This window comes from Euzebyella marina, assembly GCF_003687485.1.
Taxonomy (GTDB): domain Bacteria; phylum Bacteroidota; class Bacteroidia; order Flavobacteriales; family Flavobacteriaceae; genus Euzebyella; species Euzebyella marina.
The window spans coordinates 663,785-679,626 of sequence record NZ_CP032050.1; the positions used below are offsets into that span (position 1 = coordinate 663,785).

The window sequence follows — 15,842 nt, forward strand, 5'->3', positions numbered from 1 at the left end:
TTAAAAAGGACTCAATTATGGAAAAATCAAACGTAAAAGCGCAAAGTAGTTTAATACTGCAAATCGTAAGCTGCATTATCCTATTTGTGGTAATAGGATGTAGTAAAAGTGGTGACGATAACTCTGGGGATGATGACCCACAAGTGATGGTGCCTACGATATCAAGCATCTCACCAACATCAGGTACAATTGGTACAGAGGTGACGATTTCTGGTAACAATTTTAGTGGAACCAGCAATGAAAATGAGGTTTCTTTTAATGGAACGGCTGCCAATGTAAAATCGGCTACAAGTACCCAATTGGTAGTTAATGTTCCGGATAATGCAACCTCAGGTGCGGTTTCATTAGTGGTTGATGGTGAGACCGCCACTGGGCCTTCATTTACCGTTATTGAAGCCAATGCTTCTTTATGTGACACTAATGAAATCTTTGATAATACAACTTGGCCAGATATCGCTCCGGGCAATGAAATTGACTATGTGGTGCAATGTGCCATTTCGGTGAAGGGCAATGCGCTTTTGACCATTGAACCAGGGGTAATAATAGCTTTTGAAGGTGAAGAAAGTGGAATTTACACTAGTGAGGGGGGTGGATTAAAGGCCATTGGAACTTCAAATGACCCTATTATATTTAAGGGTACTTCAGAAAACAAGGGTGTCTGGAAGGGTGTTTACTTTGGTTCCAACCATCCTGAAAATCGTTTGGAATATGTATCTGTGATGCATGCTGGACGAACAGCCTCTGGCCAATCGGGTGAAAAAGGCGCCGTCCAACTTTCGAGGGATGAGGACTCAAGTGCCGAAATAGTCAATTGTACCATTGAAAATAATGACGGATATGGATTATTTATAACTGATGAGAGTGAACTAAAAGAATTTTCAGAAAATACCATAACGAATAATGAAGATGCTCCGGTAGGCTTGTTCTTCAATCAATTGGGTGCTTTGGATGGCGCTTCTGATTATCAAGGCAACGGCAAGGATTATATTGAGGTTTGGGAAAATGTAATCGAAGATGATGAAGTGAGCATGGCATTAGTAAATGTACCGTATCGATTTGTTCAAAGTACACGCTATGATATCAAGAATAATTTGAATATCGAGCCAGGGAATATTTTAGAGTTTACTTCGGGTGCAGGATTCAGATTGGGAGAAGCAGCTTCGGATTGTTCAAACGCTTCTGGTTCCCTTAATGCTACAGGAAACATGGCAAACCCAATAACTTTTAGGGGAGTAACATCAGGTATTGGCACATGGTTGGGTATTGGGTTCAATTCGTCAAGCCCAAACAACAAACTCATCTATTGCCAAATCTCAGGGGGTGGCAGCGATGGCATCTATAATGCCTCTACTTTCGCAGCTAATATCACTTTGCAATGCGATAGCCGAGTAACCATTCAAAACACTACAATTTCGGAAAGTGGCGAATTTGGTATTTATGTTTTAGATGATGATGCCGAGCTCGAAGATTTTCAAGAAAATACCTTGTCCGATAACGAATTGGCCCCTGTTTGGCTGCATTTGCCGCAAGTAAATCAGTTAGATCCCGCAACCTCTTATGCCAATGGCAACGGTAGAACCTATATTCAAGTGGAAGGTGATGCTGTGACCGATGCCGATTTGGTCATTAAAAAACTGGATGTTCCCTATCGAATAGATACAGACCTATCAGGTCGCGAAACCTATGTGGAAAAAGCAATTACTATTGAAGCGGGTACAATCTTAGAGTTTGAAACAGGTGCCGGATTGGTTTTGGGAAGTCCCGGAGTGGACTGTATTCCAACCACAGGGTCATTGAATGCTCAGGGCACTATGGAAGAGTCTATCATATTTCGAGGAGCTTCAGAAGGTCAAGGTACGTGGCTAGGTATAGGAATCAATTCCAGTAGCAGTGAAAACCTTTTTACCTATTGCGAAATAATTGGAGGAGGAGCAGAACAAATGTACAATGCTGGGGGGCAGGGTAACATTGTAATGACATGCGGTGCAAATTTGACGCTACAAAACAGTTCTGTTAAAGACAGTGGTGGCTGGGGTATTGATTTTGTTCAGGGTAGCAATAATCTATCCCAATCGGGCAATACATATGCCAACAATGCATCGGGTAATATTGCGTCGAACTAGACAAGCGTGGTCGAGACGGAGATATTGAAGTCTCTCTTTCGGTATTTCTTCTTGACCTTTACTAATAGTTTCGAGCTATATGTATAAATTCAGCGTTGGTGCTGATTGAACAGTTTTTCTATGACGGCACAGAAATTATTGGTGATTTTTGTGGTCAGTTCCCTTATGACCGGAATTTCCCGCTTTTTGACTCATGCTTGTTTACGTTTGCATAGGGTGCTGTTATTCGCTGGTCAAATTATCTTCTTTTGTTTCTTTTGAACATGACTTTAGGGTGGCTTACCATAAAGATTAAAAAAAACTTGTTATAACTAACGTGAAAAGTAAATCAGAACATATTTTTTTCAAGGTTTCAGCCATCTGTTATGCACTGATTGTATTTTGGGGTTTTGCCCCGTCTTTTTATCTATCCAGGTTTTTTGATGATTTTGAACCATTGCCGTTACCGTTGATACTTCATGGTATTGTATTTACCATTTGGATGATGCTGTATATAGTTCAGGTAATTCTGATTGGTTCCAAAAAATATACACTGCACAAACGTTTAGGGATTTTTGGTGTTTTCGTGATGATTTTGATGATTCCAACTGGGCTATTTCCAGTTTTATATAAATACGAAGCTGGACTGAATGATATTACTCTTACGGGACATAATGTTTTCAGATTGTTTAGCGGTTATGCCCTATTTGTATTGGCCGTCTGGCATCGTAAAAATAGCTTTTTCCATAAGCGTTTGATGCTAGGTTGTATGGTCATGCTTATGAGTGCGGCCATTTTCAGAATATCTATGGATCTTGGTCTGGGATCCAGCCAAATTTTCAATAAGGGAATTCAGGTTTTACCGGCCATATGCCTTTTAATTTTAGATATGGTCAATTACAAAAGAGTGGTTTGCGTAGATTTGATTTCCGTTGTAGCTGTTTTTGCCATTTTCTTCTTAGCTGATTATTTTTGGCTAATGCCTTTTGGTGAGGTATTTGCAAACTTTTTGCTTTCCATTTTTGTCGAACCTTTTATATGAAAATTATGCTATCAAAATTCATTAGTCTTGGACCATATGATAGAAATTAAAACACCATTACTTCAACTTTAAAAAAAGTCATTACCTGTGATGTCCTTATATACATACTCGTTTCGCCAGTCATAATCAACAAGATTTAATAATTCCCATACACAATTCCAGAGAAGTCATGGAAATAATAGAGCAAATTTATCAAATGATAGCTCTGAAAAGAGAAAGGTTTTCAAATTTTGAAATAATATAAGGTTATCGGATAGACGGGTTGTTAGAAATTGTTTGGTTCGAGTCCAAGAGCTGGATGTTAATAATCAAATAGTTATGAAAAGAGTATTTGCCTTTTTTGTTTAGTTGTGCCTTTTTTTATTGATATTAAATCCATCTGTAACCTTCTAAATCTCTAGAGGATTGAATTCTGAGAACAGGGCATTAGCCTCTTCAACCGACCCGATAGGAATATATTGGCACACTTCGGCATACGCTGACCACATTTTATTCATTGTTGGATTGGAATGAGCCTCCTCCATAGCTTGTTTTGATTTCCAACCAAAAACCTCGATAACAGTTTTGTCTTTCGCTTGCATGAGAATTGGTCTTCGGTCTGAGACCAAACCCAAATCATGTAGTGTTTTCCAATGTGATGTGGAGAGCTCCATCAATTGATTTTCCTTGCCTTTAAAGGGTTTATATGCGACTATTACGATTCTTTCCATGTTGCCCTATATTCACTTTCCAGTATTGACATCACAATCAAGTTTACATATTTACCATCAACCCAAACACTTTCCCTTAAAATTCCTTCCTCTACAAAACCTTCGGATTTATACAATTGTCTTGCCCTTTCATTGGTTTCAAGAACATCCAGCCACAGCCTGTGACAATTGTGTTCCTTAAAGCAACGCTTTCTTATTTGTTTAATCGTTTTTCTTCCGAAGCCTTTTCCTTTTTGATTGATAACAATTCTTCGTAGCTCAATACTGCGGTTTCGATTCTCTAGACCTGCTAGGATAACATAGCCTACGATGTTATTGACGTTAGTTTTTAAGGTTAAATGGGCAAAATCGTTATTGCTTATAAGGCCTATATGTTCTGTTTTTGAATTAGGGAATATAAATTGAGAATTTTCAGTATTGTTTTCGATAGCAATAATCAGGTCAATTTCTGATTTTGAAGTACTATGGATGGTCAACTTTTCCAAAGGAGTTCTTAGCTTTTTTAGAGTCACAATTTAATAAGAATCAAGTGGTTGCTATAGAAAGATTGGCGTTTATTATTCAATTATTTCATCTTCTTTATGAGAAAGTAACCTTTCGGACATAATGATGCAAAGCTTTTTGTTTACGCTTGAAAGCTCTTCACGTTCTTTGATGCCATAAACCAAGTTTGGAAAGTTGGCCTCTTTTTGAATGGCCCATATTTTATCATGTTCCGAAGAGGGGAATTTTTGCATGGGGTCACCTACCGCTACCCAACCAATCGGCAATACGCCATTCTTTGGAAAGACGGTTTTTAAGTGCACCACGCCATTAATTTGAACTTCGGCACCTTCTTTAATAAGTGCTCTATGAAAAATGGAAGCTCCTGTGGCAATGAATACGTTGTTTTCCAACATGCAACTTACCAAATGCGAATTGGGGCCAATAAGGCAATTATCCCCAATGCTAACATTGGATGCCTGTGCTCCCCTTATTACGGCATTTTCAAGCACAATGCAATTGTCTCCAATTACGATTGGGTTGCTTTCTGCGATGAGTTGTGCTCCGAACATGATTCGTGTGTTGGCACCGATGGTAACATCTCCGCAAATGGTTGCATTGGGTGCGACATATGCCGATTCGTGTATTGTTGGTCTTTTGCCCAAATGTTCAAGTATCATGGTCTATTCTTTATCGATTAATCGTCTATGATAATTTATTTGCCCTAAGTGATAGTTTAAATGCGAGAGAAGGTGAACAAGTGTCCATTCCATTTCAGTTGGCTTCTCCCAAATCAATACAGGAAAATCATCTTTCATTTTTTCCATAGTTAAGCTATCCAACCCTTTTTCAATGACTTGAATGGTGGCCTCAATCTTTTCTAGCAATTCTCTTTTTGGTACGTTTTTCAACGAAAATTCTAAATCTCGTTGGCGTTTGTATCCCGTTTTTGCCAGTCCCACACCAATATAGGCGTTTAGATTGCCTATGAGATGAAGACAAAGATTCCCTCCTGAATTGGCTATGTTTTTGTCTATTATCCAAAGGTTTTTTTCGTCTTGGTAGAGCTCTATTTCGGTATGTAGGTTCTGTAAGTCCCTTTTATATAAATGTTTAAATGTTTCAGTGATCATGGATGAAATTTTAAATGTTGATTTGTCCTTCCAATACAATCTGTGCGCGGCTCTTGACCTCTAAAGTTCTGTCTTCTATAATGTTCAAGTGTAGGTAACCCCCACGTTCAGAGGCCTGAAATGCTTTCATAGTGGTTTTTCGCAGTTTTTTGCCCCAGTATTTGGCCAAAATGGAATGTGCTGCACCTGTTACGGGGTCTTCGTTTATGCCTATCCATGGGCAGAAGCACCTGGAATAGAAATCATATTCTTCGTCACTCGATTTCGTAGTGACAATTACATTGTTCAATAAATTAGTTGTAGCTACAGCTTTTGAAAAATCAGGGGCTAAGCTTTTTAAGGTGTTTAAACTGTCAACTTCAACCAGCAACATTTTTAGCTCTTTGCAAAAGGCAACATATAGTGAATCACGAATACCAAAAGCTTCAAGCAGATCTGGAATTGGTCGAATCTCAACTGTATCGTACAATGGAAACCTCATAGCTATATAATCCTCCTTTGTTTCGGCGTAGAGGCTTAATCCGTTTTCTGTGGAAAAACTGACATTGTTCTGGCGAAGATGGTTCAAAACAAGTGTCGAGGCGGCCAAGGTAGCGTGCCCGCAAAACGGTATTTCCACAGTGGGCGTGAAATACCGAATAAAAAAATTATAGTCTGAACTCCCTTTTCTCAAAATGAAGGCTGTTTCGGACAGGTTTAACTCATTGGCAATAGACTGCATGATACTTTTGTCAATTTCGGTAGCGAGCAAACAGACTCCAGCTGGATTACCCTTAAATTTGCTGTTGGTAAAAGCGTCAATTATAAATGTTTTAATTTTCATCATATGTTAGGTTGTGCCTAAGATAGCCTAAGAATCAGAGTCTTAAAAGGAATTGGCTTATTATGAGTAACTAATAAAAAAGTGAGTATGGGATTACGTAAGGAAAGCTCTAGTAATTTTTTGAATGAAGCTTATTTGGAGGAAAAGTGTACCCTTAACAAGGTACTTAAACTTATGGGCAAAAGATAGGTGTCTGAAATTCTATTTCTTATTGAAAAAGACATTTGCCGATTCAGTGAAATAAAAGAAAACCTAGAGGGCATTTCAGACAATGTGCTTTCAAAAAACCTGAACATACTTTCCGCTGCAGGGATATTGGATAAGAAAATATTCAACCAAGTGCCACTAAAAGTTGAGTATTCGCTTACTCAAAGTGGAGAACAACTTGTGGAATTACTACATGAACTTTGCAGTTGGGGAAAATTGAACGGCCTAAAGAACAAATTGAATTTTAAATAGGAATCTACAATGTAAATTAAACTTAGAAGATTTTTATAAAAAGATAATTTTTTACGATATAATTTCTGAATCTCAGTATTTAAATAAAATAAAATCACCTTCCTCAGATTGCCCCTCCGAAATAGATTCCCAACCATTCTTGAGGTAAAAATTTAGGGCTCCGTGATTGTTTTTTAGACATTTCAAGGTTAAGTCAGCGCTGGAATTTTCAATAATGTGATTTAATAATCGTGTTCCGATACCCAAGCCTTGAAATTTATTTGAAACATACAAGTGGTGAAGAAAGTTGTCTTGTGACCAAATGGAAGCAAAACCCACAATTTCATTGTTCACTTTGGCCACCAAAATAGATTCCCCTTCAGTGTCTTTGTCAAATGATGACAGCTTTAAAAACTCCTCTGGCAACCACGTAAAATTGGTTTTTCGAACCTCATAGTAAATATGTCTTAGTGGTTCTCGGTCTTCTTCTGAAAAATCGGTGATTTCTATTTTCACATTTCTGGCGGATTGTCAAAACCCGCTTCTCTGATAAAACTATAGCCGTATCTCATAATTGTTTCAATTCTAAAGCTAGCGGACATTTCCAACGGAAAATGCCCGCCTGGGATTAAAGATAATCGATTGCAGGAATTTACATGCGGAAATCCGACTGCAATTAATCATACACCGTGTTGTGCTTAGGTTTTTTTTACTGCGAAGGAGTTTCGACCTACCCAAATTAGATTCCAACTAGTGGGTAATCCATCTGTGTTACTTTTTAACTTTACTTTTTTCAGATTTGAGTCCCAAGAAAAAGTTCCGCTGATATTTTTCGGTCTCCACCTTCGATTCTCATTTCCACATCTTTTGATAGTGCCCCGATTTTCTTTTAAATTAAACAGTCCATTTGATTTAAACTGTATAACAGTTCCTTTTTGATTGAAGGTACAGCGCTTATAAATTTTTGTTTCATTATCTGCTCCCGGGTGGAATCGGTCAATTGCCCAATATCCAACTAAGTCCGACTTAGAGATTTTGTTTTCCTGACTAAGAACTATTGAAACAAAAAAGAATAAAGAAATTGAGATTATTTTTTTCATATGAAAGTTGAAACAAGAATCATTCCGACTTAAGCCCAACGGTTAGTGTATGATTAGTTGCGGACTTTTCCAACGGAAAATGTCCGCCTGGTTTTAAAGATAATTGATTGCAGGATTCTCCCTCTAGGAAATCCGCAAGCAATGAACTTTAAGTATTGTTGTACACAGGCTTTTTATACCTTATTATTCAGTACCATATATTTCTTCATTGTAAAATGGCTGAATAAGCGTATCAACATTTTTCCATTCTCCAAATATGACCTTTCTTCGTCTATACCGGATATTCGAGAATCCTCCATTAGTTCATAATTGGTTTCTTCAAGCTTAGCTTCAAAAAGCTTGGTCTGTTTTCCATTTGTGAGCATGGCCATAATCGAATTGTACCATACATTTTTATCATTAGTGGATCCGGAGGAAAATTGATCTATCAAAGTGTCCTTTTCGTATTGGTTGTATTCAAGAAATAGGAATTGAATATCATTGAAGTTCAGGTTTTTCCTGCCAAATGGCGTTTTTATATCCATTAGTTTTTTATCCTTGCTTAAATGTAGGATCACGTTATTTTTAAAGAATACATCAATGCTTTTTTCATTGATGCTAATACGCTTATCCAAAAAGTTCAATTTTCTTGGATAATCTAAATCCGTCGGCACGTCCTCAAGTCTTGCCTTTTGTAGAATTTTTTTCCTTTCGATGACTTTCTTGATATGTTTGATTAAATCATAACAGAAATAGATAAATAATCCTACTAGAAGCCACTCTAACAAACTAAATTTTTCGAGGATATTGTCAAGGGTAATTTTATTGTAATGGGCTATAAAAATGAAGAGTCCAACTATTGGTACAAAGCGGAATAGAAGTCGATTTATTATTACTCTAGTTATGTTCATTTAGCTTGTGTACAACGGTTTGGCTATGGTGCGTGTCCCGCAGGGCATGCACTATAGCCGTTGTTGCCGCATCGTTTTTTTTCAATTTATCATTTTCACTTTTCGAGCCAAGGACTCATTATCTGTGACGATCAAGTTGTCCAATAGTCCCATAACTTCCTTGTCATCTTCATTTAGAAATCCTGCTGCACTCATAAAGATTGACTTATCATTTGAAAAATCAATTCTCAAATCCTGAGGATAGGTGAACTTGTCTGACTTACCCGTCTTGTCTTCATACATAATTACTTCTTCCCAAGTCAGCTTAACATTCGCAATCTTTTGTTCAATAAATTTCCCCCATAAGTCATCGGTTGAAACATCCCATTTTTGTCCTGTCGCAGTTTCAGTTTTTTCATTAAATCTTACTCCAATTCCATACTGGTAAAATTGTCCGTCCCAATAAAATTCAATTTTGCCCTTGTCGGTGTGCAATATTATTGAGAAGTCAATCGAGTCGATTTCGTGAAATTTCGATTTGTAATATGGTTTTGGGTGATCTGATTCATAGTTAATCTCAAGGTATTGAACTTTAAGAAGTGTCAGTCCAACTATTCGCTGGATTTTGTTTTCAAAGTCCATATGTTCCTGGCTCAGATTCATTTTTTAAATGTGCGGTAACAATTGAATATAGATCATATGGTCTATATATGTTTTATGTGCAGAACTAAGATAAGAGATTCCTTATGTTACTTACTAAGGTTTCTACCACATGGGCAGACATTTTCGTTTTTGGGGTAGAGCCATGTACAATAAAAGTTGAATACGTCTAATATTGAAGCCATCTTTCAAAAGACGAGTAGCGAAACTACGCTTGGGCAGACGTGATTTAGATAACAACTGAATGTTCATCTTTTAAGACTCTCTGAAAATACTTTCTGGTCTGATATTCACTAATATTTTTTTGGCTCTGAATTTTTTTTGGGTTAATAAAGCAATCGAATATTTGCTCAAAAGTCTTGTTGGTGTTTTCCTGAACATTTTTTAATACTTAGAATTTTAATGGTTCAGTTTTAGACTTGGCTAAAATCGAATTTTAAGTAGGAGATTTTTCTATTTCTCCAATACCATTGACAACATATAGTTCGATTTGAGTACATTCGCATTGACTGAAGAAAAATCATCAAAAAAGTTCACAAATCGTCAACATTTCAAATTAGTAATCTCTTGAAGCCTGTTATGACGGGGCTTCGGTAAAAATGTTCGATTCTTGCCGGGGCTACTTTCTTTTTTATCATGCGATTCGTTTATTTAGTATTATTTACCTGTTTCTCCAATTTTCTTGTAGCACAAGAAGCATTCACCTTTTTTGACCAAGTAATCAATCCGGGCACCAAAAAGGAAGTCATTATTCCGATAAACGATGGGAGGGATAGTACATATATACCGGTTACCGTTCTGCATGGCGCGCGTAAAGGCCCTGTATTGGGTGTCACAGCGGGGGTGCATGGTTATGAATATCCACCGATTTTGGCAGCACAAAAAATAGCTTCAAAAGTGGACGTTGCTCAACTTAAAGGAACTATTATATTGGTGCAATTGGCGAACGTTGCCGGTTTTTTGGGTAGAAGTCCGTTTGTAAACCCAATCGACGGGAAGAATTTAAATCGTTCGTTTCCGGGTAAGAAAGATGGTACGATTACCGAGAAGATTGCTCATGCGATTACGAAACATGTAATTTCGAAATCTGACTTTTTCGTTGATATGCATGCCGGTGATTCTCCTGAAGACCTAATGCCCTATAATGCTTGGTACAGTTCTGAGGCCTTTCCTGAGGCTTCGCGAAAAGGAAAAGAAATGGCATTATCTATGGGCTATGATTACGCTGTGATTTTTCAAATTCCTGAAGAACGCATTTCCAAACCAAGTATTTACTGTTCGCAAGAAGCTTTCCATAGAAAAATTCCGACCATAGATATTGAATGCGGTCGGCTAGGTATACCCGGCACTGAGGAGACCGATAAAATAGTTTCATCTATTTTCAGGTTATTGTCTCATCTAAATATGACGTCCAAAACAATTGCAAACGAACCGAAAGCACCTGTCATTATCGAAAAGCGGGCGAGCATTAAAAGTAACCATTCTGGAATCTTTTATTCTTCATACAAGTCGGGAGATAGGGTTAAGAATAAAGAGGTTTTAGGTTATATAACAGATTTTTTTGGAAACAAACTGGAAGATATAGTGGCCCCTGAAAGTGGCATACTTCTTTACAAAATAGGTACCCCGCCGATTAATAAAGGAGAAACACTTTTCAGTATAGGTATTATAGAAGACTAAGGCCTGTTTGAAAATGAGATAAGCTCACCTATCTCTTGGCCCAAATCTCGTACATGGGTTCTCCCTTGCTATTTTTGCCGGTATGGTGCCAGTCGTTACCTTTTAGTTCGTAATTGAATTCGAGGGTGGCCCCTACGCGGGAGTTGTCTCTTGAGAAATATTCTATATTCTCTGTGTATATTCCGTCTTTAGAGGTGTATGCTCCGCCACCAGTACCATGAAATTCAAAACTGTCGGTATTGTAGGCTATCCATTGAAATCGACCATCTAGCAAAAATTTTAAGGTTTTTCGCGGGTTTTCATCGCCCCTTCGTTCTTGACCGGTATCTGGACCTCTGGTGGCGAATAACCACAGGCCGTCTAGTTCTTGTGTTTTGTCATCGGCTTTCTGAAATGTGAGTTTTTCGTTGATAATAATTTGATTCATCGAAAAACGAACGGGGTGCGAAACTTCTTTAACCCCATCTAACGCATAATCGGAGTTGAATTCTAAATTAACGAATAATTTTTCGCCGTCTACCGTATAAAAACCACCTAAAGTCTTGATAAACTTTGCTGGAGATTCTGCGTAAACGGACCAAGTGAGATAATCTCCACTTATCTTCAGCTCATGCTTTTGACCATCAGAGTTTGCCAAATAGACCCCATCTTCGATTTGTGCCGATAAGGCTTGAGGGTTGTAAGTGCCTATGGCAATTGTTAACAGTATAATAATGTAGTTTACAGAAGGGTATAAGTTCATTGGGAAAAATATTTTATTTAAAATATGAAAATAAATACTTTGAAATGAGATGTTTATGATAATTTTAGATTATTGGTCGACCTAGTGAAATCTAATTTTTACTATTTATCGTAATTTCAGCCTTAACGCTTGTTTTTTGAGATATTTTGTTTTCATTTGTCAAACTGTTTTAACACAGGTAAACTTTATTTTATATTGTAGGGATTGAACAAACTATCGTGCTTTTTGTGTTACTCATTTTTTGGTAATCCCCCTATTTTCCACTCGCTAATGCAATCATCATTTAAATGAACACTAAATACATTGATCTTATCGATCAAACCTATTATTTTCCTCAAGAAGAATTTAATCTTGATGGCGAATTTTTACAGTTTCACGGCATTCCTCTCAATGATTTGGTAGAGAAGTACGGCAGCCCTTTGAAATTTACGTATTTGCCAAAAATTTCGCAGAACATAAACTTGGCAAAAAAGTGGTTCGCCTCGGCAATTGATAAACACGGTTACAAGGGTAAATATCACTACTGCTATTGTACCAAAAGCTCACACTTTAATCACGTTTTGAACGAGGTGCTGAACAATGAGGTGCATATTGAAACTTCATCGGCTTTCGACATCAATATTGTCGAAAAACTGAAGAAATCAGGAAAAATAAAAAACAACACCTACGTTATCTGCAACGGCTTTAAACGTGAGCAGTATATTGAAAACATAGGTAGGTTGATCAATGAGGGGCACCAAAACTGCATACCCATTATCGATAATTATGAAGAGCTTGATTTGCTGTCAGATGTTATCAATGACGATTTTCAGGTTGGTATACGTATCGCATCTGAAGAAGAACCTAAATTCGAGTTCTATACCTCTCGATTAGGTATCGGTTATAAAAACATTGTTCCCTTTTATGAAAACCAGATAAAGGATAATGACAAGGTAGAGTTAAAAATGCTCCACTTTTTTATCAATACCGGTATTAGGGACAACTCATATTATTGGAACGAACTTCTCAAATGCTTAAAGGTGTACGTGCGACTTCGAAAAATATGTCCGTCGTTAGATAGCCTTAATATTGGAGGAGGTTTCCCTATTAAAAACTCATTGGCTTTTGATTATGATTATCAATATATGATCGATGAGATTATCAACCAGATCAATATCGCTTGTAAAGAAGCCGATGTGCCAGTGCCCAATATTTTTACCGAGTTCGGTAGTTTTACCGTTGGGGAAAGTGGGGGCGCCATATATGAAATTCTATATCAAAAGCAACAGAACGATAGAGAGAAGTGGAATATGATCGATTCGTCGTTCATCACTACGCTGCCCGATACATGGGCTATTAACAAACGGTTTATTCTGTTACCCATCAACCGATGGAAAGATGAGTATGAGCGTGTGCTATTGGGGGGTCTCACCTGCGACAGCGATGATTATTACAATAGCGAGCAGAACATGAACGCGATTTACCTGCCAAAATTTAAGAGAGATAGACCTTTGTATATAGGCTTCTTTAATACAGGTGCCTATCAAGAAACGATCGGTGGTTTTGGAGGTCTGCAACACTGTTTGATTCCGCAGCCCAAACATATTCTTATTGATAGGGATGCCAATGGAGAATTGACCTATGAACTTTTCAGCGACCAGCAAACAGCCGATGACCTTCTGGGTATTTTAGGTTACAATGGCTCAGAACAGGCTTCGAAAAAAACAAAGAAAAAAGTGACTTTAGACCAAGAGTAGCTAAAGACATTATATTTATAATTGATTATTAAAACAACAGATTTAATTTAATACTAATGAGTGCAAAAAAGAATTACGCCGGTATTTCCGACGAATTCGCCCAATTGGAAACGGCCAAAATTATTTTGATACCTGTGCCGTATGACGGAACCAGTACTTGGGGTAAAGGTGCCGATAAAGGCCCCCAAGCTTTCTTAGAAGCTTCTGATAATATGGAGCTTTATGACATCGAGACAGATACCGAAGCTTTCGAGCAAGGTATATACCTGTCTGAACCTATTAAAGAAAATAGTTCTCCTGAGGCAATGGTGAACGCCGTTCACAAGGTTACCAAAGATTTTATCAAACGTAACAAATTTGTGACTTTGGTCGGTGGTGAGCATTCCATTTCAATTGGTACCATTCGTGCCTTTAACGAATGTTTCGACAACCTCAGTGTGCTTCATATCGATGCCCATGCCGATTTGCGACAATCGTATAACGGCAGTAATTACAACCATGCTTGTGCAGTGCATGAGGCAAGTCAAACAACCAACTTGGTTCAAGTCGGTATTCGTTCTATGGATGTTATCGAAAAGACATTTCTAGATGAAGAAAAGACGTTTTTTGCGCATGATATGGCCAATGATGAGTATTGGACGGATAAAGTGGTCGATTTGTTGACCGATAACGTGTTTATCACTTTCGACCTTGATGCCCTTGACCCATCGATTATGCCTTCTACCGGTACGCCGGAGCCAGGAGGTCTGTTTTGGTACGAAACCCTTGATTTCTTAAAACAGGTCTTTGAAGAAAAGAACGTAGTCGGTTTTGACTTGGTTGAATTGTGCCCGAACCCGAACGATAAAACTTCCGATTTTCTAGCTGCAAAATTGTATTACAAAATGTTATCCTATAAATTTATGGGTGAGGCGGCTGATGACGATTATGACAATACTTATGATGTCGACCGCAAAGCGGGAGGCGGCAACTTAAAATTTGATGATGACGAAGACTAAAGGAGAAATATCAAAATTTATTGAAAAATATTATTTGCATTTTAATGCCGCTGCTCTAGTTGATGCCGCGAAAGGTTATGAAGATCAACTGAATGGCGGGGCCAAGATGTTGGTTTCTTTGGCTGGCGCTATGAGTACGGCTGAATTAGGAAAGATTTTTGCCGAAATCATTCGCCAAGATAAGGTTCATATTATTTCATGTACAGGTGCCAACCTAGAAGAAGACATTATGAACTTGGTGGCCCATTCGCATTACAAAAGAGTACCGAATTATCGTGATTTGACCCCACAACAAGAGTGGGATTTGCTTGAAAAAGGATTGAACCGGGTTACCGATACTTGTATTCCTGAAGAAGAAGCTTTTAGAAGGTTGCAAGAGCATATTTTTAAGATTTGGAAGGATGCCGAAGAAAAGGGTGAGCGCTATTTTCCTCATGAGTTCATGTACAAAATGCTTTTATCCGGTGTTTTGGAAGAACATTATGAAATCGACTTAAAAGACTCGTGGATGTATGCCGCTGCCGAAAAGAACTTGCCGATTGTCTGCCCTGGTTGGGAAGACAGTACTATGGGCAATATTTTCGCTTCATACGTCTTGAAAGGTGAATTGAAAGCGAGCACCATGAAATCGGGTATAGAGTACATGACCTTTTTGGCCGATTGGTACACCGATAATTCAGAGAACGGTATCGGGTTCTTTCAAATTGGTGGAGGTATTGCAGGCGATTTTCCTATCTGTGTAGTGCCGATGCTGTACCAAGATATGGAGCGAACCGACACGCCTTTTTGGAGCTATTTCTGCCAAATAAGCGACTCAACGACCAGTTACGGTTCTTATTCGGGGGCCGTGCCCAACGAAAAGATCACATGGGGAAAACTTGATATAGACACCCCGAAATTTATCATTGAAAGTGATGCGACCATTGTTGCACCCTTAATTTTTGCCTATCTTTTAGACCTATGAGCAACAGAAAAGACCAGTCGAACCTAAAACGCGTAATCGTAGACTTTAAAAAGCTTACGCCAGAAGTTCTAAAGCTTTTGGTAGAGCGATATCCAGATGGTTACGATGACCGTAATATCATTTCATTCAAGAATGCCCAAGGTGAGCGTATCGAGGCAGTCGAAGTTCTTACCGAAGACACGAAGTATTTGGTGAAGATCAGTGCCAAGCTTGAATATACCATGGAGAATTACGATGAAGATGATTACGAAGATTACGATGATGATGATCCAGATGCTATAGCAGACCCAGACCCAGAGGCAATGGGCGATGTTGACGACGATGACGATTAATGGATCTAACTTTATCAAAATTGCTATAAG

The 15,842-nt window shown here is 38.2% G+C and carries 18 protein-coding genes; 8 read left to right on the forward strand and 10 right to left on the reverse strand.

The window, feature by feature from the left end:
* The first annotated feature begins 17 nt into the window (after positions 1 to 17).
* Positions 18 to 2,123 (forward strand): IPT/TIG domain-containing protein, encoded by a 2,106-nt coding sequence (locus tag D1013_RS02700; protein WP_121847418.1) that lies wholly within the window; start codon positions 18 to 20, stop codon positions 2,121 to 2,123.
* A gap of 316 nt (positions 2,124 to 2,439) precedes the next feature.
* Positions 2,440 to 3,144: a hypothetical protein gene (locus D1013_RS02705; protein WP_121847419.1), complete on the forward strand. Its 705-nt coding sequence runs from the start codon at positions 2,440 to 2,442 to the stop codon at positions 3,142 to 3,144.
* Positions 3,145 to 3,533: 389 nt separating this feature from the next.
* Here D1013_RS02705 and D1013_RS02710 read toward each other — a convergent pair whose 3' ends face one another.
* Genes D1013_RS02710 through D1013_RS02730 form a run of 5 tightly spaced genes read right to left on the reverse strand, consistent with a single transcriptional unit; the run spans position 3,534 to position 6,296 of the window.
* The gene (locus D1013_RS02710; RefSeq protein WP_121847420.1) at positions 3,534 to 3,854 is read right to left on the reverse strand and encodes a hypothetical protein; all 321 of its coding nucleotides are present in this window, start codon (positions 3,852 to 3,854) and stop codon (positions 3,534 to 3,536) included.
* Positions 3,839 to 4,366, reverse strand: coding sequence for a GNAT family N-acetyltransferase (locus D1013_RS02715; RefSeq protein WP_162987787.1), 528 nt, complete (start codon positions 4,364 to 4,366; stop codon positions 3,839 to 3,841). Before D1013_RS02715 ends, D1013_RS02710 begins: the two co-directional genes overlap by 16 nt.
* 45 nt (positions 4,367 to 4,411) lie before the next feature.
* The gene (locus D1013_RS02720; protein ID WP_121847422.1) at positions 4,412 to 5,017 is read right to left on the reverse strand and encodes a gamma carbonic anhydrase family protein; all 606 of its coding nucleotides are present in this window, start codon (positions 5,015 to 5,017) and stop codon (positions 4,412 to 4,414) included.
* Positions 5,018 to 5,020: 3 nt separating this feature from the next.
* Positions 5,021 to 5,470 carry a DUF1572 family protein gene (locus D1013_RS02725; RefSeq protein ID WP_121847423.1) on the reverse strand — a complete coding sequence of 150 codons (450 nt, stop codon included), beginning with the start codon at positions 5,468 to 5,470 and terminating at the stop codon, positions 5,021 to 5,023.
* A 10-nt stretch (positions 5,471 to 5,480) separates the two neighbouring features.
* Positions 5,481 to 6,296: a PhzF family phenazine biosynthesis protein gene (locus D1013_RS02730; protein WP_121847424.1), complete on the reverse strand. Its 816-nt coding sequence runs from the start codon at positions 6,294 to 6,296 to the stop codon at positions 5,481 to 5,483.
* Between the two features lie 186 nt (positions 6,297 to 6,482).
* Here D1013_RS02730 and D1013_RS02735 point away from each other — a divergent pair, with 186 nt between their 5' ends.
* Positions 6,483 to 6,752, forward strand: coding sequence for a winged helix-turn-helix transcriptional regulator (locus D1013_RS02735; RefSeq protein WP_121847425.1), 270 nt, complete (start codon positions 6,483 to 6,485; stop codon positions 6,750 to 6,752).
* Positions 6,753 to 6,824: 72 nt separating this feature from the next.
* On the opposite strand, the gene D1013_RS02740 is transcribed toward D1013_RS02735, so the two are convergent.
* From D1013_RS02740 to D1013_RS02755, 4 genes are all read right to left on the reverse strand, one after another.
* A complete protein-coding gene (locus D1013_RS02740) occupies positions 6,825 to 7,247 on the reverse strand; it encodes a GNAT family N-acetyltransferase (protein ID WP_121847426.1) in 423 nt (140 codons plus the stop codon).
* Between the two features lie 182 nt (positions 7,248 to 7,429).
* Entirely contained in the window at positions 7,430 to 7,831 is a 402-nt protein-coding gene (locus D1013_RS02745; RefSeq protein WP_121847427.1) for a hypothetical protein, read from the reverse strand.
* A 173-nt stretch (positions 7,832 to 8,004) separates the two neighbouring features.
* On the reverse strand, positions 8,005 to 8,598 hold the full coding sequence (locus tag D1013_RS02750) for a hypothetical protein (RefSeq protein WP_162987788.1): 594 nt from the start codon (positions 8,596 to 8,598) through the stop codon (positions 8,005 to 8,007).
* Between the two features lie 204 nt (positions 8,599 to 8,802).
* Complete coding sequence (locus tag D1013_RS02755) at positions 8,803 to 9,363, reverse strand: hypothetical protein (protein WP_121847429.1); 561 nt, start codon at positions 9,361 to 9,363, stop codon at positions 8,803 to 8,805.
* 633 nt (positions 9,364 to 9,996) lie between these two features.
* Between D1013_RS02755 and D1013_RS02760 the strand changes: the two genes are divergently transcribed.
* The gene (locus tag D1013_RS02760) at positions 9,997 to 11,040 is read left to right on the forward strand and encodes a succinylglutamate desuccinylase/aspartoacylase family protein (RefSeq protein WP_121847430.1); all 1,044 of its coding nucleotides are present in this window, start codon (positions 9,997 to 9,999) and stop codon (positions 11,038 to 11,040) included.
* 28 nt (positions 11,041 to 11,068) lie between these two features.
* On the opposite strand, the gene D1013_RS02765 is transcribed toward D1013_RS02760, so the two are convergent.
* Positions 11,069 to 11,782, reverse strand: a complete 714-nt coding sequence (locus D1013_RS02765; RefSeq protein WP_225621368.1) for a hypothetical protein — start codon at positions 11,780 to 11,782, stop codon at positions 11,069 to 11,071.
* A 287-nt stretch (positions 11,783 to 12,069) separates the two neighbouring features.
* Here D1013_RS02765 and D1013_RS02770 point away from each other — a divergent pair, with 287 nt between their 5' ends.
* From D1013_RS02770 to D1013_RS02785, 4 genes are read left to right on the forward strand one after another with little or no spacing between them, the layout of a single operon-like run.
* Entirely contained in the window at positions 12,070 to 13,518 is a 1,449-nt protein-coding gene (locus D1013_RS02770; protein WP_121847431.1) for an arginine decarboxylase, read from the forward strand.
* A 56-nt stretch (positions 13,519 to 13,574) separates the two neighbouring features.
* On the forward strand, positions 13,575 to 14,516 hold the full coding sequence (gene speB / locus D1013_RS02775) for an agmatinase (RefSeq protein ID WP_121847432.1): 942 nt from the start codon (positions 13,575 to 13,577) through the stop codon (positions 14,514 to 14,516).
* Positions 14,503 to 15,480 carry a deoxyhypusine synthase family protein gene (locus D1013_RS02780; RefSeq protein ID WP_121847433.1) on the forward strand — a complete coding sequence of 326 codons (978 nt, stop codon included), beginning with the start codon at positions 14,503 to 14,505 and terminating at the stop codon, positions 15,478 to 15,480. Before speB ends, D1013_RS02780 begins: the two co-directional genes overlap by 14 nt.
* Complete coding sequence (locus tag D1013_RS02785) at positions 15,477 to 15,812, forward strand: hypothetical protein (protein WP_121847434.1); 336 nt, start codon at positions 15,477 to 15,479, stop codon at positions 15,810 to 15,812. Before D1013_RS02780 ends, D1013_RS02785 begins: the two co-directional genes overlap by 4 nt.
* Positions 15,813 to 15,842: the final 30 nt, after the last annotated feature.